This window comes from Mycobacterium appelbergii (genome assembly GCF_032883035.1).
Lineage (GTDB): Bacteria > Actinomycetota > Actinomycetes > Mycobacteriales > Mycobacteriaceae > Mycobacterium > Mycobacterium appelbergii.
Genome location: NZ_JAMQTH010000008.1, coordinates 234,773 through 255,168, shown reverse-complemented (window position 1 = coordinate 255,168; position 20,396 = coordinate 234,773). Strand labels below are relative to the sequence as shown.

The following is a 20,396-nucleotide window of genomic DNA, read 5'->3' as shown; positions in this document are numbered from 1 at the left end:
TGCCATGGCTGAGCGCAATGTGTTGGGTGGCCCACTGGATGCGTGTGGCACCGACCCACTCACCGGCTTCTACCGCGACGGCTGCTGCTCCACCGGCGACGAGGACCGTGGCAGACACACGATCTGTGCTGTGGTCACCACCGAATTCCTTGAGCACCAGCGTTCCATCGGCAATGACCTCTCGACTCCGGCACCGCATTTCCGATTCCCTGGCCTGTCCCCCGGTGACCGCTGGTGCGTGACCGCGGCGAACTGGCTGCGGGCCCACCATGACGGCTGTGCGGCCCCGGTCGTGTTGGCCGCGACCCACGAACGCACGTTGGATGTCGTGCCCATCGAGGTACTGGAGCAATACGCGGTCGATGTGCCCGACGACCTGGGCAGCCTCTGAAGCTCCGTAGGCTCGAGGTGTGAGTGTCGCACCCGATACGGCCGTCGTCCTGGACAACCGCTTCGCCCGGGAGCTGCCGGAGCTGAGCGTCCAATGGCAGGCTCAGGCCGCGCCGCAGCCACGGTTGCTCGTGCTCAACGAACAGCTCGCCGCCGAGCTGGGCCTGGCGCCGGACTGGCTGCGCAGTCGGGACGGGCTGGGCCTGCTCGTGGGCACCGAGGTGCCCGCCGGCGCGACCCCGGTGGCGCAGGCCTACGCCGGTGACCAGTTCGGCGGCTTCGTCCCGCGCCTCGGGGATGGTCGCGCGTTGCTGCTCGGCGAACTCGTCGACACGACGGGCCGCATCCGGGACCTGCACCTCAAGGGATCCGGACGCACACCGTTCGCGCGCGGCGGCGACGGTCTGGCCGCCGTCGGCCCGATGCTGCGTGAATACCTGGTCAGCGAGGCGATGCATGCCCTCGGCATCCCGACCACCCGCTCCCTTGCCGTCACCGCCACCGGGCGCGACGTGCTGCGCGAGACCCGCCTGCCCGGCGCGGTGCTGGCGCGGATCGCCGCCAGCCACCTGCGGGTCGGCAGCTTCCAGTACGCGCTCCAGCAGTGTCGGGCCGCAGGCGATGTCGATCTGCTGAAACGCCTCGCCGATCATGCGATCGCACGCCACCATCCCGCAGCTGCCGACGCCGAGCAGCCCTACCTCGCCCTGTTCGAGGCGGTCATCACCGCCCAGGCGTCGCTGGTGGCCCAGTGGCTTCTCGTCGGCTTCGTGCACGGCGTGATGAACACCGACAACATGACCATCTCGGGCGAGACCATCGACTACGGCCCCTGCGCCTTCATGGACAGTTTCGATCCGGCGATCGTCTTCAGTTCGATCGACCACGGCGGGCGGTACGCCTACGCCAACCAGCCCGCCGTCGCCCACTGGAACCTGGCCCGGTTCGGCGAAACCCTCCTGCCGCTGCTCGCCGACGATCCGGAGACGGCCGTGGCACAGGCGACGGAGTCGCTCGACGGTTTTCGCGATCAGTTCCAGACCGCGTGGTCGGCCGGCATGCGCGCCAAACTCGGACTGCCCACCGACGTCGAAACCGCCGATGTCGTCGACGAACTCCTGGTGCTCCTGCAGCAGAGCAGCGTCGATTACACCTCGTTCTTCCGGAGCCTCGGTCATGCCGCGCGCGGCGATGCGGATGGAACGCGGGCGTTGTTCACCACCGATGCCGCCGCATTCGACGATTGGCTGGCGCGCTGGCAGGCACTCGGACCGGATGCCGCCGCGATGGATCGGGTCAACCCCGTCTACATCCCGCGCAATCACCTGGTGGAGGAGGCGCTCGCCGCCGCGACCGCCGGAGATCAGGGTCCGTTCGAACAACTCCTCACCGTCCTCGCCGCACCGTATGACGAGCGGCCGGGTCTCGAGCGCTACGCCGCCCCCGCGCCCGCGGACTTCGGTGTCTACCGAACTTTCTGCGGGACGTGACGGCTCGCAGACTTTAGATTGGCTGACGTGACGACGATTGCTCTGGAGACCGGCGACGGTTCCATCGATGCCCTCCTGGACGTTCCCGAGGGTGACGGGCCGTGGCCCGGCGTGGTGGTCGTCCACGATGCGGTGGGATACGGGTCCGACATCGAGGCGATCAACGAGCGGATCGCCGCAGCCGGCTACCTGTCCCTCACGCCGAACCTGTACGCCCGCGGTGGCCGGGCGCGTTGCATCACCCGGGTGTTCCGCGAACTTCTCAGCCAGCGCGGCCGCGCGCTCGATGACATCCTTGCCGCCCGCGATCACCTGATCGCGGAACCACAGTGCAGCGGCACCATCGGCATCGTCGGGTTCTGCATGGGCGGTCAGTTCGCACTTCTCATGGGCCCCAAAGGTTTCGCCGCGTCCGCACCGTTCTATGGGACGCCGCTGCCACGTCGGCTCAACGAGACCCTGGACGCGTCCTGCCCGATCGTGGCCAGCTTCGGCACCCGCGACCCGATGGGTATCGGAGCGCCGGCCCGGCTGCGCAAGATCGTCGCGGACAAGAAGATCCCCGCCGATATCAAGGTCTATCCCCAAACCGGGCACAGCTTCGCCAACCAGTTGCCCGCCCAGCCGCTGCTCCGCATCACCGGATTCGGTTACAACGAGGCGGCCACCACCGACGCCTGGTCCCGCGTGTTCGCATTCTTCGGCGAACATCTACGCCCACGGGCCTGAATCACCTCAGCGAGGCGGCAACGCCGGCGTGCCGTCGATTCGACGGACCAGGTTGAGCGGGTTTTCGTCACGCACCGCCGGTGGCTGGAGGGCCGCGGGCATGTCCTGGTAGGCGACCGGCCGGAGAAACCGCTCAATGGCCAATGTCCCAACCGAGGTGCTTCTGGCATCGGACGTGGCCGGGAACGGGCCGCCATGGACCATTGCATCGCCGACCTCCACACCAGTCGGCCAGCCCCCGAACACTATTCGTCCTGCCAGCTGCTCCAGCTGCGGCAACAGATCGCCGACGAACTCATCGTCGTCTTCAGTGGCGTGGACCGTGACCGTCAGCTGACCGGGTAGGGCCCTCAGGGCAGCCGTCAGCAGGTGTGGCGACTCGAGCTCTACGACCAGTCCGGCGGGGCCGAATATTTCCTCGTGCAGAACCGGATTGCGCAGAAAGTCCTCGGCCGCGACGCTGAACAACGCCGCGACTGCCTGATGGTTTCCCGCCGCCGCGCCGGCGGTCCGTTCACGTACGCCCGGCTGTGCCCGCAACCGGTCCAGGCCGCGACGATACCCATCCGCGATCGCCGGTGTCAGCATGGTTTGCGGGTCGGTGGCCTCAAGCAGCGTCACCGCGGTGCGGACGAATCGGTCGGCGTCCGGTGATCCCACCACGAAGACGAGCCCCGGATTCGTACAGAACTGGCCCGCACCGAGGGTGAGCGAGGCAGTGAATCCGGCCGCCAGTTGGTCGGCATTCTCGGCGAGGGCACCGCCGGCCAACACAACCGGGTTGACGCTGGACATTTCCGCATAGACCGGGATCGGCACCGGCCGCTGCGCCGCCGTGGCGGTGAGGGCCAGGCCGGCGCGGCGCGAACCGGTGAATCCGACCGCGGCGACGGCCGGATGACGCACCAGGGCCTGTCCGACATCGGGACCAGCGCCGAACAGCAGCGAGAAGACTCCGGCGGGCAGCCCCTCGGCGCGAACCGCCTCGGTGATCACTCCACCGACGAGTTCGCTGGTGCCCAGGTGGGCTTCGTGTCCCTTGGCGATCACCGGGCATCCCGCGGCGAGCGCGGAGGCGGTGTCTCCCCCGGCGACCGAGAACGCGAACGGGAAGTTGCTCGCACCGAACACTGCGACGGGCCCGACCGGAATGTGTTGGAGGCGAAGGTCAGGTCGCGGTAATGGCTGGCGGTCGGTGTCGGCGGGGGCGATGCGCACCCCGAGCCAGTCGCCTTCGCGTACATGGTCGGCGAACATCCGCAGTTGCCCGGCGGTACGGCCACGTTCGGACACCAGACGGCCCATCGGCAAGGCCGTCTCCTGGTGTGCGCGTTCCAGGAGTTCGTCGCCGAGTCGCTCGAGACCGTCGGCGATGCGTTCGAGCAGCCGGGCCCTGACCTCGAGCGGCTGAGCACGGTAGGGGTCGAACGCCTCACGCGCGGCGCAGGCCGCCACGTCGATGTCGGCGTCGCGCGCGGCGCCGTAGGCGGGGGTCAATCTGCGGCCGTCGACAGCCGCAATCGGGTACAGCGCGTCGGCCGCCCCATCGACGCGATCGCCGGCGATGAACATCTGTCCGGTAAGAGTCATGGAAGGTTCCTCCGTGTCGTCATGTGGTCGGTGCGGTTTCGGTGGTCGGCCAGGAGAGCGCCGACGCCGTATTGCCACGGGGGCAGCTCTTCGGATCGGCCGACCACGTCGACGAGGCTGCCCAGTTCCGGGCTTGAGATCGTGACAACGTCGCCCAGGTGGTGGGTGAATCCGAGCCCGGGGGTGTCGCGGTCCTCGGTCGGAGCGAACAACGTTCCGGTGAAAAGGGCGAATCCGTCAGGGTATTGATGGTGACGTCCGTAAGTGGCCGCGATGAGGTCCTCGAAGGATCGACTCAACGCCGCGACGACGTTGGTGCCGTGCAGGACGAAACCATCCAGTCCGTCCACACGGAGGCTGATCTGGAGGGATCGGGCGTGGTCGAGGGTGAAGTGCTCGTCGAAGATCCGGATGAACGGCCCGAGTGCGGCTGAACGATTGTTGTCCTTTGCCATTCCCAGCAGCAGAGCGCTGCGGCCCTCGACATCGCGCAGGTTCACGTCATTGCCCAGGGCGGCTCCGACGGGCACGCCGCGTGAGTTGACGGCGAGCACCAGTTCGGGTTCCGGATTGTTCCATTGCGAGAATTCAGGGATACCAATGTGACTGAGCGATCCGACCGAGGACAGGACGGGCGCTTTGGTGAAGACCTCCGGGTCCGGCCCCAAGCCGACCTCAAGGTACGCCGACCATAGATTGTTGGCCACCAGCCTCGCCTTGACCTCAGCTGCTTTGCGGGAGCCGGGAACGACGGTGGACAGGTCGAGTGGCTCGTCGCCGAGACCACCGGATTCAAGCTCTGCGCGAAGGACATTCGCGCGGGCGGGATCGCCCGCGCTTCGTTCTTCGATGAGTCGCTCCAGCATGCTGCCGGCAAAGGTGACGCCGCAGGCCTTGAGCACCTGCAAGTCGACAGGCGACAACAACACGGGTGCACTCGTCGAACTCGTCAGGTCAGCCTCACCTGCGACATCGTCCACGCCGCACAGCGGCCTACCGGATGCGATGTCATCGAGTGTGGCAACCAGGTCGCCGACTTCCAGCAGCTGCGAAACCGTGGCGGCCACCGGCCGTAGGTCCCACACATCGCCTCCCAGCACAAGCACGGGAACCGGTGCCACGCCGTCGATTCCGAGCCGACCCACCAGGCGCGCCCGGCCGTCTGCCGGCAATACCTGCCTCACCCCGGGCAGCGCGCTCGACCCGCTCACAGCGCCTCCGCGAGGAAGTACAGGATGTGCTCTGCAGCAGCGACGACCGCGCCGTCGACATTCCGCACGTTGACGTCCGCGTAGGTCTTCGCCGCGTCGCGATCTACCTCACGGATGGTGTACGTGACGGTTATCGTGTCGCCGATGAACACCGGCGCGATGAACCGCACCCGGTTGTACCCATAGGAGACCGCCGCACCGCCCAGCGCGGAAATCATCTGCGTCGACGTGTTCGACATGAACCCCACGAGCAAGGCACCGTGCGCAATCCGACGGCCGTACCTGGTCTTCGACATGGCCGACTCATCGACGTGGTTCGGGCTCAGATCTCCGGTGATCCCTGCGAACAGGTAGACGTCGGACTCACCGACGGTTTTTGTGAATGCGACTTCACGACCAACCGTCGCCGCAGCGATTCCTTGCTCTGCCATTCGGCCTCCTTGATTGCTCAGGGTCAGTGATCGGTTATGACCCTTGACACAGTCAACCCGAACCGACATGATTGCGCAAACGTTTATCCAACTTGCACAAACGTTTTCCCATCGGGGCTCAAGGGAAGGGGCTGGCAGTGACACCACATCGGCCGGTTGTTGCCAAAGATGTCGCCGAGGCCGCCGGTGTCTCGATCGCGACGGTCTCGCGCGTCCTCAACGGCAAGCCGGGCCGGATCAGTGTCGAGACCCGCGAGCGGGTGATCGCCGCGGCCGAACGACTGCAGTACAAGCCGGACCCGTTGGGACGCTCCCTGCGCAGCGGATCCAGCCGCACACTGGGCCTCGTCGTCCCCGACATCGGCGACCAGTACTTTCAGTACATCGCCCGCGGCGCCGAGACGGCCGCGCGGGAACGCGGGTACGGAATCGTGTTCTGCAACACCGACCGCGACCCCGATCGTGAACTCGCTGCGCTGGAATTTCTCTCTGACAAGCGCGTCGACGGCGTCGTCCTCTGCGGCGGAGGGCTGCAAGACGAGAAGCATCTCGCCGACTTCGACAATCTCACGATCATCTCCATCGGCCCACACCAACTCCCGGTGCCGAACCTTGCGGTCGACAACCACTCGGCGATGCACGCCGCGATCAGTCACCTTGCGACACTGGGCCGCACCCGCGTCCTGTGCATCGCCGGCGAACGCGAGTGGCTGATCACCCAAGCCCGGTTGGAGGCCGCCAACGACGCCGCGCACTCCCTCGGTATGGACACCGATCCCGATTTGGTGCGCTATACGGGGTTCACCGCCGAAGCTGGTGCGGCTGCGGCCAACGCGGCCCTGGCCGAGAAACTCGATTTCGACGCCGTGCTGGCCTTCAACGACTACGCGGCCGTCGGAGCGATGTCCGTGCTCGCCGGATCCGGCCGGGCGATCCCAGGCGATGTGGCGATTGTCGGCTGCGACGACACCGATATCGCTGCGTACGCACGAGTCCCGTTGACCACGATCCGCTTTCCGACGGCACGCCTCGGCGAGACCGCAGTACGGGTGCTATGCGACGGAGATCCGGTCCCGGCCACACCCTTTGCATACGAACTCGTCATCCGGGAAAGCACCATCGGGCCTGCTACCCGCGCAGCTACTCACGATTTGTCCGAAAGCATCTAACCACCAACCTCATTCGGCGCCCAACCCCCGCCCGCGCCCCGGGCGCACTCACAACCCGTCCACCGTTTCCCGCCAATGGAGTCACTTCATGTCACATCCCACGCCAAACCCGGTAGCCGTCAAGGACACACAGCGCCGCCGCGCAATCGTCTCCGGCACACTGGGCTCCAGCATCGAGTGGTACGACTTCTACCTGTACGGCGTCGCAGCTGCCACGATCTTCAACCGTCAGTTCTTTCCCGAGGGAACCAGCGTCTACGTGGGCACGCTCCTCGCGTTCAGCACCTACGCCGTCGGCTTCCTTGCACGGCCGCTCGGTGCGATCATCTTCGGACACTTCGGTGACCGGATCGGCCGGAAGAAGGCACTGGTCTTCTCACTGCTCATGATGGGCATCGCCACCGTGGTGGTCGGACTGCTCCCAACCTACGGCTCGATCGGGATCGCGGCGCCGTTGATCTTGACCCTCATGCGATTCCTGCAGGGAATCGGAGTCGGCGGCGAATGGGCCGGGGCCACCTTGATGGTCACCGAGCAGACCCCACCGCAGCGCCGGGGGTTCTGGGGCAGCCTGCCTCAACTCGGCGTGGCCTTCGGTGCGCTGACCGCCAACGGCGCTTTCGTGTTGACCAGTGCGCTCATTCCGGGCGACCAATTCACCTCGTGGGGTTGGCGTATCCCCTTCCTCGCTTCGGCGGTCCTCATCGCCGTCGGCCTGTATATCCGGCTCAGCATGGCCGAGTCACCGGCGTTCACAGCCGTCAAAGATGCCGGCAACATTCAACGCCGACCGGTGTTGGAGGTCATCCGGCAGTACCCGTTGGCGATTCTGCGGGCCGGCGGCATCCGCGTCGCCGACGTCGGCATCTACTACGTATGGACCAGCTTCTTCCTCGCCTATGCCGTCGGGCTCGGCTTCGACAAATCGACCGTGCTGACTCCGACCCTGGTCGCCTCTGCGATCGCCATAGCCACGATCCCGATGTGGGGCGCGGTCTCGGACAAGATCGGGCGGCGGCCGACCATCATGTTCGGTGCTGTCGTCATGGCGCTTCTGGCTTTCCCGTTTCTCTGGGCGGTCAACGCCGGAGCGATGTGGCTGGTGGCGCTGCTGCTGGTGCTGGGCATCAACCTCGGTCGCGATGCCTGCTACGCGCCGCAAGCCGCATACTTCACCGAGATGTTCCCGCCGCACCTGCGCTACAGCGGCGCATCGCTGGGCCCCCAACTCGCCGCGATCTTCGGTGGGTGCGCACCCCTCATCGCCACCGCGCTGGCCGGCCCCGAGTACGCCGGCATCGCACTGGTGTCCGGACTGGTCATCGTCATGGGAGCCGTCACCTTCGCCAGTGCGTTCGTCAGCAAGGAAACGGCCTATGTCAAGGTCGGTCGTGATGTGACGCTGGATCACCTACCCGCTGCGCAGGCCGCGGCGGCCGATCCGCAAAAGGTGGTGTCCTGATGACCGCCAATCGGGTGCCCACACGGGAAGCCTCCCTGCTCGCCGGTGTCAGAGTGCTGGCATTCACCCACTGGCTGCAGGGGCCGGCAGCCTGCCAGTACCTGGCCGACCTCGGCGCCGACGTGATCAAGGTCGAACCGTTGAGCGGTTCCGCCGAGCGAGCGGTGATGGGCCCGGGCCCCGGGCCCGCGGACGCGAGTTCGTTGTTTGTCGCAGGCAACCGCAACACGCGCAGCCTCTGCATCGATCTCAAGAGTAAGCACGGCGCACAGCTCGTACACCGCCTCGTGCGGACCCACGATGTCGTGATCGAGAACTACCGCCCAGGTGTCCTGGACAAACTCGGCTTGGGATACGAACAGCTCAAGCTCGAGAACGAGTCACTCATCTTCGCCTCCGCCACCGGCTATGGTCCACGCGGGCCACTGGCCTCGATGCCGGGACAGGACCTGCTGGCCCAATCGGTGTCCGGACTGACCGCCGCCTCAGGCGCACGACCGACACCGGTCGGTGCCGCAGTCGTCGACCAGCACGGCGCGACGTTGCTCGCACTGTCGGTACTGGCCGCGGTGGTCCGGCGGTCACACACCGGGGAGGGCACCAAGATCGAGGCGAGTCTGCTGAATGCCGCACTGGATCTCCAGATGGAGGCACTCACGTTCTTCATGAACTCCGACGCCAAATGGTCCAGTGTCGGTAAGCGCCATGAGAACCTGGCGACCTGGTACCACCAGGCCCCGTACGGCGTCTACGAAACCCTTGACGGCTGGCTGACGGTCAGCATGGGACCGTTGGAGACCCTGTGCGCAGCCTTGCCCGAAGTGGGTGATCTCACCGGTCTGGACCCGATGCGAGACCGCGACGAGGTGACTCGCAGAGTCACTTCCGCGTTGACCGTGCTGTCCTCCGACGAGGCCCAAGCCCGTCTGCGCGCTGCAGGTGTCTGGCACGCACCGGTTCTCGACTACGACGAGGTGCTCGCCAGCGAGCAGGTTGAGACAAACGGCATCATCGGCGCTGTCGGCGACGACGATTGGCGGGCCTCGGTCATCCACCACCCGGTCATGTACGACGGCGCTCTGCCCGCCGTCCGCACCCCTCCCCCGCATTGCGGCCAGCACACTCGCGAGATCCTTCGCGAGTCCGGCCTCGATGACGATGAACTCGAGGCGCTGATCAGCAAAGGCGTTGTGCAGGAAGGAAAAACCAGATGACTTCGACCGACGCGAGTGTGTTGCCCACCGAGAGCGACTTCTTGACCACGGCCCACGCCCGCGTTCTGGACGCGGTGTCGCACGCGCCGGTCCGCAGCGGCCACTACGTCGAAAATGGCCGCTGGAAGCAGGTTTCGGTCGCCGAGGGCAGCTTCTGGACCGACGACAGTTACGACCACGGGAACTGGACCAGCGGATTCTGGGTCGGCTGCCTCCTGCATTTGCATCAACTCGGGGCGCCGGCGGAGGCAGAGTTGGCCGCGGCGCTGGCCGGAGCCACCGCAGTGCGTGCCCTCGACGAGACAACCCACGACGTCGGATTCATGTTCTGGCCGTCGGCGGTACTGCTCTCCGAGGAACGCGAAGCCCACGGCGACACCGCATCCGCGAAACGATGGGGACAGGTGGCGCTCACCGCCGCGGAGACACTCGCCAAACGGTTCCGGCCTGCGGGTGGCTACCTGCAGGCGTTCGGGGCGCTGAACGACGTCCGCGGCCAGGCGACGTCGACGATCGACACGATGATGAATCTGCCGCTGCTGTGGTGGTGTGCGCGCAGATTCGACCGTGACGACCTGCAACACATCGCCCACCAACATGCGCTGACCACCAGTCGGGATCTCATCCGCGACGACGGGGCGAGCTTTCATCTCGTCCACCACAATCTTGATGGCAGCCTTCGGTCTCGCGGCACCTTCCAGGGGGCCGGCGACCAGAGTTGCTGGACGCGGGGACAAGCCTGGGCCATCCACGGTTTCATCGACGCCTACCTCGCCACCGGCGAGATCCAGTTTGTCGACGTCGCCGCCCGATGCCTGCAGTTCTGGGCCGACCATGCACCGTTCGGCGAACTGCCCCCCTACGACCTCCTGGCCACCACCGGGTTGTTCGACGCGAGCGCTTCGGCGATTCTCGCGTCCGGCCTGGCAGATGCCGCCGCGGATCCGGTGCTGGCCGAACAACTGGACGCCCGCGAGCGCCTCGACCAGGTGCTCACAACACTCGCTAGGGACGCACTGTTCAGCAGCCCCGCAGGCATCATCGGCAGATCCACCTACTCAGCACCACACGGCTGGGGTGTTGACGGCGCCCTCCCGTACGGCGACTACTTCTACCTCAGAGCCTTGACGAAGAACGCGTCGCTTTCGAGGCAACCGCGGTAAGCAACGCGTCCCGCTCGGGCTACTCCGGCAACCGCAGCTCGGGTTTTTCCACTTCTTCGATGTTGACGTCTTTGAACGTGATGACACGTACCTGTTTGACGAAGCGGGCCGGCCGGTACATGTCCCACACCCAGGCGTCGGCCAGCCGCAACTCGAAATACACCTCGCCCTCGGAATTGCGCGGAACCAACTCCACGCTGTTCGCGAGGTAGAACCGGCGCTCGGTCTCCACCACATAACTGAACTGACCGACGATGTCCTTGTATTCGCGGTACAGCGAGAGCTCCATCTCGGTTTCGTACTTCTCGAGATCCTCGGCACTCATCTGCTCAGCTGTCCTTCGTCTAGGTTGCGTTCCATCATTCCCCACGCGGCCGCGTCCCGTCGCACCGATCCCGCAACACGCGTCGTCTCTGCGGCCCGCCGCACGTCAGCCGTCTCTGCGGCCCGCCGCACGTCAGCCGTCTCTGCCGCCCGCCGCACGTTCACATACGAGTGGCGGTGCTGCGGACACGGCCCCAACATCGCCAGTGCAGCGGTGTGAGCCGGCGTGCTGTAGCCCTTGTGCTCGTCGAACCCGTATCCCGGATGCTCCTGTTCCATCGCGACCATCAACCGGTCGCGGCTGACCTTGGCCAGCACGCTCGCCGCCGCGATACAGGCCGCCGCCGCGTCGCCACCGATCACCGGCAGGGACGGCACCGCGAGGCCCGGCACCCGAAATCCATCGGACAACACGTAACCAGGCCGCACCGACAACCCCGCCACCGCACGCCGCATGCCCTCGATGTTGGCCACGTGCACGCCGCGGCGGTCCACTTCCACCGACGGGATGAACACCACGTGGTAGGCCAGTGCGAAGCGGCGGATCAACGGAAACAGCCGCTCACGTTCCTTCTCGTTGAGCTTCTTGGAATCGTCGAGGGCCGCCAGGCTCTCCATCCGGTTGGGGCCGAGCACACAGGCCGCGACCACCAGCGGTCCCGCGCAGGCACCCCGCCCCACCTCGTCGACACCCGCGACCGGCCCAAGACCGTTGCGGTACAGCGCGGATTCCAGGGTGCGCAATCCGGATGCCTTCCGGATCACCGTTCGAGGCGGCCACGATGCCGGCACGGAGCAGCTCCTAGTTGGTCTGCGGATTCTCGCTGTCGATGCCGCCCCACCGGGACGGCGGCCACGCGATGAACCTCGCCTTTCCGATCACATTCTCGACGGGAACGGTGCCGGGCATCGGATCGCCCGTGCACACCAGACCGCGTTGCGCGTCAGCCGGGACATTGCCGCAGTGCGCGCGGGAATCCGCAGAATGCGTGCGGTTGTCGCCCATCACCCAGACCCGTTCCTTCGGCACGGTGACCGGGCCGAACTCGGGGCCAAGGCACGGGTAGATGTTCGGATCGGCCATCATCGTGGTCGGGTCCAGGAATGGTTGATCGAGCGGTTTGCCGTCCACGGTGAGCCCGGTATCGGCACGGCACTGGACTGTCTGACCGCCGACCGCGATCACCCGCTTCACCAGATCGTTCTCGTCGGGCGGTACAAATCCCACGAACGACAATGCGTTCTGCACCCACCGCAACGCGGCGTTGTCAGAGCGGATCGACTTGTAACCGATGTTCCACGACGGCGGACCTTTGAACACCACCACGTCGCCCGGCTCGGGTTCGGAGAAACGGTAGGTGACCTTGTCCACCATGATGCGGTCACCCACACATCCGTTGCAGCCGTGCAGCGTCGGCTCCATGGACTCCGACGGAATGAGATACGGCCGCGCCACGAACGTGAGCATCACGTAGTACAGAACGATGGCGATGGTTACCAGGATCGCGCCCTCGCGCAAAGCCGAATGCTTGCGCTTTGCGGGCTCGTCCGTTTCGGCCCCCGGCTGGGACTGCTCAGTTTGGACGTCGAGCGAGTCCTCCGACGACGAATCGGCGGATTCGGTGGTTCCGGTCACGGCATCCACAGTAGCGAGCGACGTGACCAGAGCGGTGACCGCAGCCGCGCCGGGCGCGGCCGCGCAGTCAGCGCTTTTCCTTGATCTTCGCCTTCTTGCCGCGGAGCTCGCGCAGGTAGTAGAGCTTGGCCCGGCGCACGTCACCACGGGTGACGACGTCGAGGTGGTCGATGTTGGGCGAGTGCACCGGGAAGGTCCGCTCGACGCCGACGCCGTAGCTCTCCTTCCGCACGGTGAAGGTCTCGCGGATTCCACCGCCCTGACGACGAATCACGACACCCTTGAAGACCTGGATGCGCTCCTTGGCGCCCTCGATCACCTTGACGTGCACGTTGACGGTGTCGCCGGGGCTGAAGGTCGGGATGTCGTCGCGCAGCGACGTCTGATCGACGAAGTCCAGCGTGTTCATCGGTGACACTTCCTTGTTGTTAGCAGCTTCGGGGGTCCGCGCAGTCGCGCAGCCGAAGCAATTTTTTCGGGCGTATCGGGGTGTATCTCGCAGCGGGCGGGCGGTAACCAGCACCGTCCTGCACAGACAACTGCTCAATTGTGCCAGATGGGCCCCAGTCCAGGGAAATCCGGTGACATTCGCGGTGCCATTCGCAAACCGGATCACCAGAGTGACCACCGGAAACACCATAGCCGCCTAGGTGCGCACGGCGGCCCGCCAACGGTTAGGCTGCACCAACCGGGTGTGCCGCTGCAAGACGTCGCCATCCGGACCCCACCGACCGGTTTCGAGGAGTGCCCATGCGACGGCGGCCGTCGAGGCTCATGACCGCGACCGCAGTGGGTGTGATCGCGATCGTCACTGTCGCAGGTTGTGAAGCGCGGGTGTATGGCACGCCACCGGTAGCACCGGACGCGCCGCGACTGACGGTGGTGGTGCCGCAGGGCAGCATGGCGCCGCTTCCCGAGGCATCGCCGGGCGAGTTCTCCCCGGCGTTCGAGGGCCTGCAGGAACGCACCGATGCCGCCACCGCGGCCGCGTCGGACGCCGGGGCCGACATCACCGTGCTGGTGCTCGACCGCAACAGCGGGCAACAGATCTCCAACGGGAACACCACCACGATCGCGATCGCGTCGGTCGTGAAGCTGTTCATCGCCGACGACCTGCTGCTGCAGGAGGCCAAGGGCGAGACGGTCATCACGCCCGAGGACCGCGAACAACTCGATGTCATGTTGCGGTCCTCCGACGACAGCGCGGCCGAGGTTTTCTGGAACCGCAGTGGTGGGAGCGAAATCGTCACCAGGGTCGCGGCCCGGTACGGCCTGGCGTCGACCCAGCCGCCCAACGACGGCCGTTGGTGGAACACCATCAGCACGGCGGCCGATCTCGTGCGCTATTACGACATGCTGATGAACGGCAGTGGCGGCCTTCCTCAGGAGCAGGCCAACGTCATCCTGTCCAACCTCGCGCAGTCCACCCCGAATGCCATCGACGGCACCCAACCGGGCGGCACCTACCCACAGCGCTTCGGGATTCCCGATGGGCTGTACGCCGAACCGGTGGCGGTCAAACAAGGCTGGATGTGTTGCATCGGCTCGGACTGGATGCACCTGTCGACCGGGGTGGTCGGACCGAACCGTCGCTTCATCATGGTGATCGGGTCACTGCAACCCACCGACTCCGACACCGCACGCGATACCATCACCGACGCCGTCAAGGCGATGTTCCCCAACGGCCGCATTTAGGCCCACTTCCTTCGCCGAGCAGACAGCTATGTCCCCGCAAAGTGCCATTTCGGGGTACCTACGCGTCTGCTCGCCGGGTTGACTCGCCGGCGGACGGGGCCGAGCCAACGGGCCAACGGGCCAACTGAGCTAAGGCAGCAAGTCGGGGCGACGCTCACGGGTTCGCAGCAGCGACTGCTCGCGGCGCCACGCCGCGAGGCGGGCGTGATCGCCTGACAACAAGACCTCCGGCACATCCAGGTCACGCCAGCTCTGCGGCCGGGTGTAGCTGGGCCCTTCCAGCAGTCCATCGGAGTGCGAATCCTGTTGGTGCGACTGGGGGTTGCCGAGTACATCCGGCAGCAGGCGGACCACCGCCTCGATCATCACCAGCGCGGCCGACTCCCCGCCGGCCAGCACGTAATCACCGATGGAAACCTCTTCCACCCGCATGCGCCGCGCCGCGTCCTCGACGACCCGCTGATCGATGCCTTCATAACGGCCACACGCGAACACCAGGTGCTGCTCGGCACTCCACCGCTGCGCAACGGCTTGGGTGAAGGGCCGCCCCGCAGGTGTGGGTACCACGAGAAGTGTTTCTTCAGAACATACTTCGTCAAGGGCCTCGCCCCACACCGGAGCCTTCATCACCATGCCGGGGCCGCCGCCGTACGGGGAATCGTCGACCGAGCGATGCACATCGTGGGTCCACGACCGCAGGTCGTGCACCGCCAATGTGATGATGCCGCTGTCGATGGCCTTGCCCGGCAACGCCTGGCGGATCGGATCGAGATACGCCGGGAAGATGGTGATGACGTCAATCCGCACGGTCAGCTCAGTTCCAGCAGACCGTCGGGAGGATCGATCACGATCGTCGCGTCGGCCCGGGAAACCGAGGTGACGATCGCACTGACGAACGGGATGAGCAGCTCGCGGCCGTCCCCCTCGGCGTTCACCGCGAGCAGCTCGCCCGCGGCAGTGTGCAGTACCTCGGCGACGGTGCCCACCGCTGCGCCGTCGCCGGTCACCACGCGCAGCCCTTCGAGTTCGTGATCGTAGAACTCGTCAGGGTCATCGATCGCGGGTAGTTCCGCGGTATCCACCACGAACAGGGTGCCCCGCAGCGCGTCGGCGGCGTTGCGGTCAGCCACTCCGACCAGCCGCATCAGCAGGCGACCGCCATGCTCACGCACTGATTCGATGGTGAAAGGCCGCTCGGCGCCGCCCTTGGCCCGGCCCCGCAATGCGAGGCCGGGTACGAACCGGGCGTCCGGGTCATCGGTGCGCACGTCCACGGCGATCTCGCCGGTGACGCCGTGCGCTTTGACGACCCGCCCGATTACCAGGTCCATGTCAGCGCTTTACTGGTCGGTGTCCACCACGTCGACGCGGATTCCGCGCCCACCGATACCCGCGACAAGGGTGCGCAGCGCGGTGGCGGTGCGACCGCCACGACCGATGACCTTGCCGAGGTCCTCGGGGTGCACGTGCACCTCGACCGTGCGTCCCCGACGGTTGGTCACCATGTCGACACGCACGTCGTCCGGGTTGTCCACGATGCCGCGCACCAGGTGCTCGACGGCGTCGACCACGACGGAACTCACTGCGACGCTCAGCTCTCGCCGGCAGCGTCGGCGGCCGGGGTCTCAGCCGGGGCAGCGGCGGCTTCTTCGTCCTTCTTGGCCGGCTTCTTCTTCTTCGGCGTGACGGCCGCGGCGGTGGAGCCGCTCTCCGCCTCGGCCAGCGCGGCGTTGAACAGATCCAGCTTGGAAGCCTTGGGCTCCTTGACCTTCAGCGTGCCCTCAGCGCCGGGCAGGCCCTTGAACTTCTGCCAGTCACCGGTGATCTTCAGCAGGGCCAGCACCGGCTCGGTGGGCTGGGCACCGACTCCGAGCCAGTACTGTGCGCGCTCCGAGTCGATTTCGATCAGGCTGGGCTCTTCCTTCGGGTGGTACCGGCCGATGACCTCGATGGCGCGGCCTTCGCGACGGGTGCGCGCGTCCGCGACAGAGATGCGGTACTGGGGGTTGCGGATCTTGCCAAGCCGGGTGAGCTTGATCTTGACAGCCATGGTTAAGAAAATTCTCCTAGGGTGTCACGCTGCAATTCAGCGATGCGGGCGGAATTGCCCGATCCGGTTTTGCCTGCGTGTGTGACCGGCGCGCAGCCGTAGTCGCGCGGCGGACAGCCGCCTATTCTGCCAGAGCCCGTCGTGCACCCAAAATCGCACCGGAACTGCGTTCCCGGTCGTCAACACGCACGGTTGACGACCGGGAATGCAGTTCCGCGGTGTTTTCACACCACCTTGTCGAAGCATTTCGTCTCGACGCGCCGGCTCATCCGCCAGCCGTCGGTGGTGCGGACGAACTCGTCCTCGTACCAGAGCCCGCAGAACAACACCTGCGGCTGCTCGCCGGGCAGAACCATCGGGTTGAAGCAGATGGTGCGCGACGAGGCGGTGTCGCCGGCGATGCTGACATCGAAGTTGCCGAGCATGTGGGCGTAGGCCGGGAAGTTCGGCAACACCTCCGCCAACCATGCCTTGACCTCGGGATAGTGCCCGTCGATACCGCCCATCGCGCGGTAGTCGATGTAGGCATCAGCGGTGAACACCGCATCAAGGTCATCGAAGCGGCGCCGGTCGATCGCGGTGGAGTAATCCACCAACAGCTGCTGTATTTCGAGACGGTCGGAAATCTCTTCCAAACTCAGCACGAGTCGATTCAACACGACCTGAGCAAGTCAGGCCTGCGGTCCCTCCGAAGGCGGCCAGTGCTCCCCCGCCGACGCATCGCCGGGTTCGGTGAAATCGCCCCGCGACAGCGGCACCCACTGCTCGCTGGGCGCCGGCTGCTTCGACGACGGGAAGTCGCGAAGTTCCCCGGTCGGTTTGGCGTCCCACGCCTCGAACGTCAACGGTGTCTGCAGCCAGGCGTTCAGCAGCAGATAGGTGGCCTCCAGCGAGTCCAGATGGGTCCGCTCCCAGCCATGGCTGCCGTCGAGGCCGAAACCGACCAGTGCCGCACGGGTGTTCGCGCCTGCTTCGATCGCGGCCGCCGCGTCCGAACGGTAGTAACGGAACACGTCCCGTGCGTGCGGGATGCCCTGCCCTTCGGCGAGCCGACACAGTTTGCGGGTCAGGTGGTAGTCGAACGGACCGTGCAGATCGGCCATCGGGATCGTGACGCCGTGCTCGATGGACCGCTGCCCCGGCGCACACACCGCGTTGTCCACCGACACCAGTTCGGCGACATCCGGCGGCAGGCCGTGACTGGCGCCGTGGCCCACCTCTTCGGTGATGGTCACCATGAGCGTGGTGCGGTGCGGCAGCACGATCTTCTGCTCGGCGATGGTCTTGGCCAACGCGAGCGCGACGGCGACGCCGGCCTTGCCGTCCAGGTGGCGGGACACGATGAAGCCGTCCTCGGTGAGTTCGGGGCTGGCGATCAACGCGACGAAATCCCCCACGTTCAGACCGAGCTTCTCCAGATCCGCCCGGGTCGACACGTTGCGGTCGACACGGACCTCGACATGCTCCCAGTCGGTCGGCTGGGTGTCGATCTCGTCGCCGAAGGCATGTCCGCTGGCCTTGAGCGGCATGATGGTGCCGGTAAAGAACTCGTCGGGATCGTCGGAGAAGATCCGCACCCGCGCACCCGCGGCGAACCGCGGCGAGAAGGTGCCGACCGGGACCAACTGGAGACGGCCGTTGTCCTTGAGGTCGCGGACCATGCAGCCGATGGTGTCCGAGTGCACCACCAGTGCCCGGTCGATGGTCGGTGACTCACCGGGGAATTCAGCGGTCAAGGCGCCTCGACGGGTCAGCGTGAACGGCACGCAGAGGTCATCGAGGATGTCGCCGATCAACTGCATCACGGCGTCGGTGCGCCCCGAAGGGCTCGGGGTTTGTAGCAACGCGAGCAGGGTGTCGATCATCCAACTGCGTTCTGCCTCCGGCATGGTGGCAGGTCCGGCCACGGTCGTTCCCTTCGAAGTCGTCGAAATTACTAGGCACCGACGCGCTGGTGTGCCGCTAGGGTCAGTGCACATGGTCAGGCTCGTCAGCGCAATCGCACTCTTTCTCGCAGCGCTTCTTCCCACCTTTGTAGTCGGCGTCGCCGTCGGCGCGCCCGCCGCCTCGGCCGACGCGGGTGTGCAGCCGATCGGTACCGCGCCCATCCCGGACGGTCCCGCGCCGGCATGGATCGTCGCCGACATGGACACCGGTCAGATTCTGGCCGGCCGTGACCAGTACGTTGCGCACCCTCCGGCCAGCACGATCAAGACGCTGCTGGCTCTCGTGGCGCTCGATGAGCTGCCATTGAACGCCACGGTCGTCGCCGACGAAGCCGATGCGTCGGTGGAGTGCAACTGTGCCGGGATCAAAGCCGGCCGCACCTACACGACGCAGGAACTGCTCGACGGATTGCTGCTGGTCTCCGGCAACGATGCCGCCAACACACTCGCACACATGCTGGGCGGCACCGACGCCGCGGTGGCCAAGATGAACGCGAAGGCGGCCGCGCTCGGCGCGAACGCGACGCACGCCGGGTCGCCGTCCGGACTCAACGGCCCGGGGATCGACGGCGCCACCACGCCGCGGGATCTCGCGGTGATCTTCCGCGCCGCGCTGGCCAACCCCGTGTTCGCCGCGATCACCGCCTCACCCTCCGCTCCGTTCCCCGGCGCCGCGGGCCCGGTCACCCTCATCAACCAGGACGAAATGCTCGGCCGCTATCCGGGCATGCTCGGCGGCAAGACCGGCTTCACCGATCCGGCGCGCAAGACATTCGTCGGCGCCGCGCAGCGCGACGGCCGTCGCCTGGTGATCGCGATGATGTACGGACTGGTGAAGGAGGGCGGGCCGACGTACTGGGATCAGGCCACCGCCCTCCTGGATTGGGGCTTCGCCCAGGACCGATCCGCAGGCGTCGGCGCCCTCTAGGTCCGGCAGTCGATACCTGACAGACACCTGATCGCGCGCTGAACGAGTCCTGGGCGCCGTAGCGTCGACGCGCGTGCGAAGACTGTTCGCGGCGACCGCGCTCGCCCTCAGCGCGATCGTGTCGGCGTCGGTCGGCGTACCCGTGGTGGCGGCGCAGCCCAACGTGGAACCCGCAGGCGCGCAGGCTATCGCCGACGGGCCAGCCAAGGCCTGGCTCGTCGCCGACCTCGACACCGGCCAGGTGCTGGCATCGAAGGACCCCAACGGCTCGTATGCACCGGCCAGCACCATCAAGCCACTGCTCGCGATGGTCGTCCTCGACCACCTGCGCCCGGACAACTTCGCGCGGGCCAATCAGTCCCACACCAGGGTCGAATGCTCGTGTGTGGGCCTCAAGCCGGGCCAGCCGTACACCACCCGCCAACTGCTCGAAGCGCTGCTCATGGTGTCGGGCAACGATGCGGCGAACATGTTGGCCGACATGCTCGGTGGACAGCGTGTGGCGGTGGCGGCGATGAACCGCAAGGCCGCCAGTGTCGGCGCCCGCGCCACACGCGCGAACTCTCCGTCCGGCCTCGACGGGCCAGGCTGGGAATCGGTCACCACGCCCCACGACCTCGCAGTGATATACCGTGCCGCGCTACGGTATCCACTGATCGCACACATCATGCGTCAGCCCTCTGCGCAGTTCCCCGGCAAGACCATCACCAACCAGAACGAGCTGCTGACCCGCTACCCCGGCGACCTTGCCGGCAAGACCGGTTACACCGATCTGGCCCGCAAGACCTACGTGGGCGCCGCCCAGCGGGGCAACCACCGCCTGGTCGTCGTCCAGATGTACGGGACCGGCGACCTCTACGGCCAGGCGATCAACCTGTTCGACTGGGGCTTCGGCCAATACGCCTGAAGTACTTCGGCCCGAAAAGGGACGCCCCCACAACAGAATCCTTCCAACTAAGGTCACCCTA

Annotated in this window: 23 protein-coding genes; 10 read left to right on the top strand and 13 right to left on the bottom strand. The window is 66.4% G+C overall.

The window, feature by feature from the left end:
- Window positions 1–4 precede the first annotated feature (4 nt).
- Genes M1247_RS20150 through M1247_RS20140 form a run of 3 tightly spaced genes read left to right on the top strand, consistent with a single transcriptional unit; the run spans window position 5 to window position 2,609 of the window.
- Complete coding sequence (locus M1247_RS20150) at window positions 5–391, top strand: DUF2237 family protein (protein WP_317158148.1); 387 nt, start codon at window positions 5–7, stop codon at window positions 389–391.
- 19 nt (window positions 392–410) lie between these two features.
- A complete protein-coding gene (locus M1247_RS20145; protein ID WP_317158147.1) occupies window positions 411–1,880 on the top strand; it encodes a protein adenylyltransferase SelO in 1,470 nt (489 codons plus the stop codon).
- Window positions 1,881–1,907: 27 nt separating this feature from the next.
- Entirely contained in the window at window positions 1,908–2,609 is a 702-nt protein-coding gene (locus M1247_RS20140; protein WP_317158146.1) for a dienelactone hydrolase family protein, read from the top strand.
- A gap of 6 nt (window positions 2,610–2,615) precedes the next feature.
- Here M1247_RS20140 and M1247_RS20135 read toward each other — a convergent pair whose 3' ends face one another.
- Genes M1247_RS20135 through M1247_RS20125 form a run of 3 tightly spaced genes read right to left on the bottom strand, consistent with a single transcriptional unit; the run spans window position 2,616 to window position 5,841 of the window.
- A complete protein-coding gene (locus M1247_RS20135) occupies window positions 2,616–4,199 on the bottom strand; it encodes an aldehyde dehydrogenase (NADP(+)) (protein WP_317158145.1) in 1,584 nt (527 codons plus the stop codon).
- Entirely contained in the window at window positions 4,196–5,410 is a 1,215-nt protein-coding gene (locus tag M1247_RS20130) for a fumarylacetoacetate hydrolase family protein (RefSeq protein ID WP_317158144.1), read from the bottom strand. The genes M1247_RS20135 and M1247_RS20130 overlap by 4 nt, the downstream gene beginning before the upstream one ends.
- Window positions 5,407–5,841 carry a MaoC/PaaZ C-terminal domain-containing protein gene (locus M1247_RS20125; RefSeq protein WP_317158143.1) on the bottom strand — a complete coding sequence of 145 codons (435 nt, stop codon included), beginning with the start codon at window positions 5,839–5,841 and terminating at the stop codon, window positions 5,407–5,409. The genes M1247_RS20130 and M1247_RS20125 overlap by 4 nt, the downstream gene beginning before the upstream one ends.
- Window positions 5,842–5,978: 137 nt before the next feature.
- On the opposite strand from M1247_RS20125, the gene M1247_RS20120 reads away from it, so the two are divergent.
- The 4 genes from M1247_RS20120 to M1247_RS20105 all read left to right on the top strand — a co-directional run bounded on the left by M1247_RS20120 (window position 5,979) and on the right by M1247_RS20105 (window position 10,849).
- Entirely contained in the window at window positions 5,979–7,010 is a 1,032-nt protein-coding gene (locus tag M1247_RS20120; protein ID WP_317158142.1) for a LacI family DNA-binding transcriptional regulator, read from the top strand.
- Between the two features lie 88 nt (window positions 7,011–7,098).
- Complete coding sequence (locus M1247_RS20115; protein ID WP_317158141.1) at window positions 7,099–8,472, top strand: MFS transporter; 1,374 nt, start codon at window positions 7,099–7,101, stop codon at window positions 8,470–8,472.
- Window positions 8,472–9,686: a CaiB/BaiF CoA transferase family protein gene (locus M1247_RS20110; RefSeq protein ID WP_317158140.1), complete on the top strand. Its 1,215-nt coding sequence runs from the start codon at window positions 8,472–8,474 to the stop codon at window positions 9,684–9,686. The genes M1247_RS20115 and M1247_RS20110 overlap by 1 nt, the downstream gene beginning before the upstream one ends.
- Complete coding sequence (locus M1247_RS20105; protein WP_317158139.1) at window positions 9,683–10,849, top strand: glycoside hydrolase family 88 protein; 1,167 nt, start codon at window positions 9,683–9,685, stop codon at window positions 10,847–10,849. Before M1247_RS20110 ends, M1247_RS20105 begins: the two co-directional genes overlap by 4 nt.
- 19 nt (window positions 10,850–10,868) lie before the next feature.
- Here the strand turns inward: M1247_RS20105 and M1247_RS20100 are convergent, their stop codons facing one another.
- Genes M1247_RS20100 through rplS form a run of 4 tightly spaced genes read right to left on the bottom strand, consistent with a single transcriptional unit; the run spans window position 10,869 to window position 13,218 of the window.
- Window positions 10,869–11,174, bottom strand: coding sequence for a DUF2469 domain-containing protein (locus M1247_RS20100; protein WP_015306240.1), 306 nt, complete (start codon window positions 11,172–11,174; stop codon window positions 10,869–10,871).
- Window positions 11,171–11,965, bottom strand: a complete 795-nt coding sequence (locus tag M1247_RS20095) for a ribonuclease HII (protein ID WP_317158138.1) — start codon at window positions 11,963–11,965, stop codon at window positions 11,171–11,173. Before M1247_RS20095 ends, M1247_RS20100 begins: the two co-directional genes overlap by 4 nt.
- Window positions 11,966–11,975: 10 nt before the next feature.
- Window positions 11,976–12,818: a signal peptidase I gene (lepB, locus tag M1247_RS20090; RefSeq protein ID WP_317158137.1), complete on the bottom strand. Its 843-nt coding sequence runs from the start codon at window positions 12,816–12,818 to the stop codon at window positions 11,976–11,978.
- Window positions 12,819–12,876: 58 nt separating this feature from the next.
- A complete protein-coding gene (gene rplS / locus M1247_RS20085; protein WP_317158136.1) occupies window positions 12,877–13,218 on the bottom strand; it encodes a 50S ribosomal protein L19 in 342 nt (113 codons plus the stop codon).
- Window positions 13,219–13,559: 341 nt separating this feature from the next.
- Here rplS and M1247_RS20080 point away from each other — a divergent pair, with 341 nt between their 5' ends.
- On the top strand, window positions 13,560–14,504 hold the full coding sequence (locus M1247_RS20080; protein WP_317158135.1) for a serine hydrolase: 945 nt from the start codon (window positions 13,560–13,562) through the stop codon (window positions 14,502–14,504).
- 129 nt (window positions 14,505–14,633) lie between these two features.
- Here M1247_RS20080 and trmD read toward each other — a convergent pair whose 3' ends face one another.
- From trmD to M1247_RS20050, 6 genes are all read right to left on the bottom strand, one after another.
- Window positions 14,634–15,311, bottom strand: coding sequence for a tRNA (guanosine(37)-N1)-methyltransferase TrmD (trmD, locus tag M1247_RS20075; protein WP_317158134.1), 678 nt, complete (start codon window positions 15,309–15,311; stop codon window positions 14,634–14,636).
- Between the two features lie 2 nt (window positions 15,312–15,313).
- The gene (rimM, locus tag M1247_RS20070) at window positions 15,314–15,835 is read right to left on the bottom strand and encodes a ribosome maturation factor RimM (protein WP_317158133.1); all 522 of its coding nucleotides are present in this window, start codon (window positions 15,833–15,835) and stop codon (window positions 15,314–15,316) included.
- 9 nt (window positions 15,836–15,844) lie between these two features.
- Complete coding sequence (locus M1247_RS20065) at window positions 15,845–16,087, bottom strand: RNA-binding protein (RefSeq protein WP_005148848.1); 243 nt, start codon at window positions 16,085–16,087, stop codon at window positions 15,845–15,847.
- Between the two features lie 8 nt (window positions 16,088–16,095).
- Window positions 16,096–16,554, bottom strand: a complete 459-nt coding sequence (gene rpsP / locus M1247_RS20060; RefSeq protein WP_317158132.1) for a 30S ribosomal protein S16 — start codon at window positions 16,552–16,554, stop codon at window positions 16,096–16,098.
- Between the two features lie 224 nt (window positions 16,555–16,778).
- Window positions 16,779–17,198, bottom strand: coding sequence for a nuclear transport factor 2 family protein (locus M1247_RS20055; RefSeq protein WP_317158131.1), 420 nt, complete (start codon window positions 17,196–17,198; stop codon window positions 16,779–16,781).
- Between the two features lie 27 nt (window positions 17,199–17,225).
- Window positions 17,226–18,443 (bottom strand): osmoprotectant NAGGN system M42 family peptidase, encoded by a 1,218-nt coding sequence (locus M1247_RS20050; RefSeq protein ID WP_317158283.1) that lies wholly within the window; start codon window positions 18,441–18,443, stop codon window positions 17,226–17,228.
- An 88-nt stretch (window positions 18,444–18,531) separates the two neighbouring features.
- Here M1247_RS20050 and M1247_RS20045 point away from each other — a divergent pair, with 88 nt between their 5' ends.
- Together M1247_RS20045 and M1247_RS20040 are read left to right on the top strand one after the other, a co-directional pair.
- On the top strand, window positions 18,532–19,428 hold the full coding sequence (locus M1247_RS20045; protein ID WP_317158130.1) for a D-alanyl-D-alanine carboxypeptidase family protein: 897 nt from the start codon (window positions 18,532–18,534) through the stop codon (window positions 19,426–19,428).
- Between the two features lie 73 nt (window positions 19,429–19,501).
- Window positions 19,502–20,335 (top strand): D-alanyl-D-alanine carboxypeptidase, encoded by an 834-nt coding sequence (locus M1247_RS20040; RefSeq protein ID WP_317158129.1) that lies wholly within the window; start codon window positions 19,502–19,504, stop codon window positions 20,333–20,335.
- Window positions 20,336–20,396: the final 61 nt, after the last annotated feature.

Excerpts from the sequence above, each read along its gene's own strand:
- M1247_RS20150 (WP_317158148.1), top strand. The coding sequence starts at position 5 with ATGGCTGAGCGCAATGTGTTGGGTGGCCCACTGGATGCGTGTGGCACC.
- M1247_RS20135 (WP_317158145.1), bottom strand. The coding sequence starts at position 4,199 with ATGACTCTTACCGGACAGATGTTCATCGCCGGCGATCGCGTCGATGGG.
- M1247_RS20125 (WP_317158143.1), bottom strand. The coding sequence starts at position 5,841 with ATGGCAGAGCAAGGAATCGCTGCGGCGACGGTTGGTCGTGAAGTCGCA.
- M1247_RS20115 (WP_317158141.1), top strand. The coding sequence starts at position 7,099 with ATGTCACATCCCACGCCAAACCCGGTAGCCGTCAAGGACACACAGCGC.
- M1247_RS20110 (WP_317158140.1), top strand. The coding sequence starts at position 8,472 with ATGACCGCCAATCGGGTGCCCACACGGGAAGCCTCCCTGCTCGCCGGT.
- M1247_RS20105 (WP_317158139.1), top strand. The coding sequence starts at position 9,683 with ATGACTTCGACCGACGCGAGTGTGTTGCCCACCGAGAGCGACTTCTTG.
- M1247_RS20100 (WP_015306240.1), bottom strand. The coding sequence starts at position 11,174 with ATGAGTGCCGAGGATCTCGAGAAGTACGAAACCGAGATGGAGCTCTCG.
- rplS (WP_317158136.1), bottom strand. The coding sequence starts at position 13,218 with ATGAACACGCTGGACTTCGTCGATCAGACGTCGCTGCGCGACGACATC.
- M1247_RS20080 (WP_317158135.1), top strand. The coding sequence starts at position 13,560 with ATGCGACGGCGGCCGTCGAGGCTCATGACCGCGACCGCAGTGGGTGTG.
- rimM (WP_317158133.1), bottom strand. The coding sequence starts at position 15,835 with ATGGACCTGGTAATCGGGCGGGTCGTCAAAGCGCACGGCGTCACCGGC.
- rpsP (WP_317158132.1), bottom strand. The coding sequence starts at position 16,554 with ATGGCTGTCAAGATCAAGCTCACCCGGCTTGGCAAGATCCGCAACCCC.
- M1247_RS20050 (WP_317158283.1), bottom strand. The coding sequence starts at position 18,443 with ATGCCGGAGGCAGAACGCAGTTGGATGATCGACACCCTGCTCGCGTTG.
- M1247_RS20045 (WP_317158130.1), top strand. The coding sequence starts at position 18,532 with ATGGTCAGGCTCGTCAGCGCAATCGCACTCTTTCTCGCAGCGCTTCTT.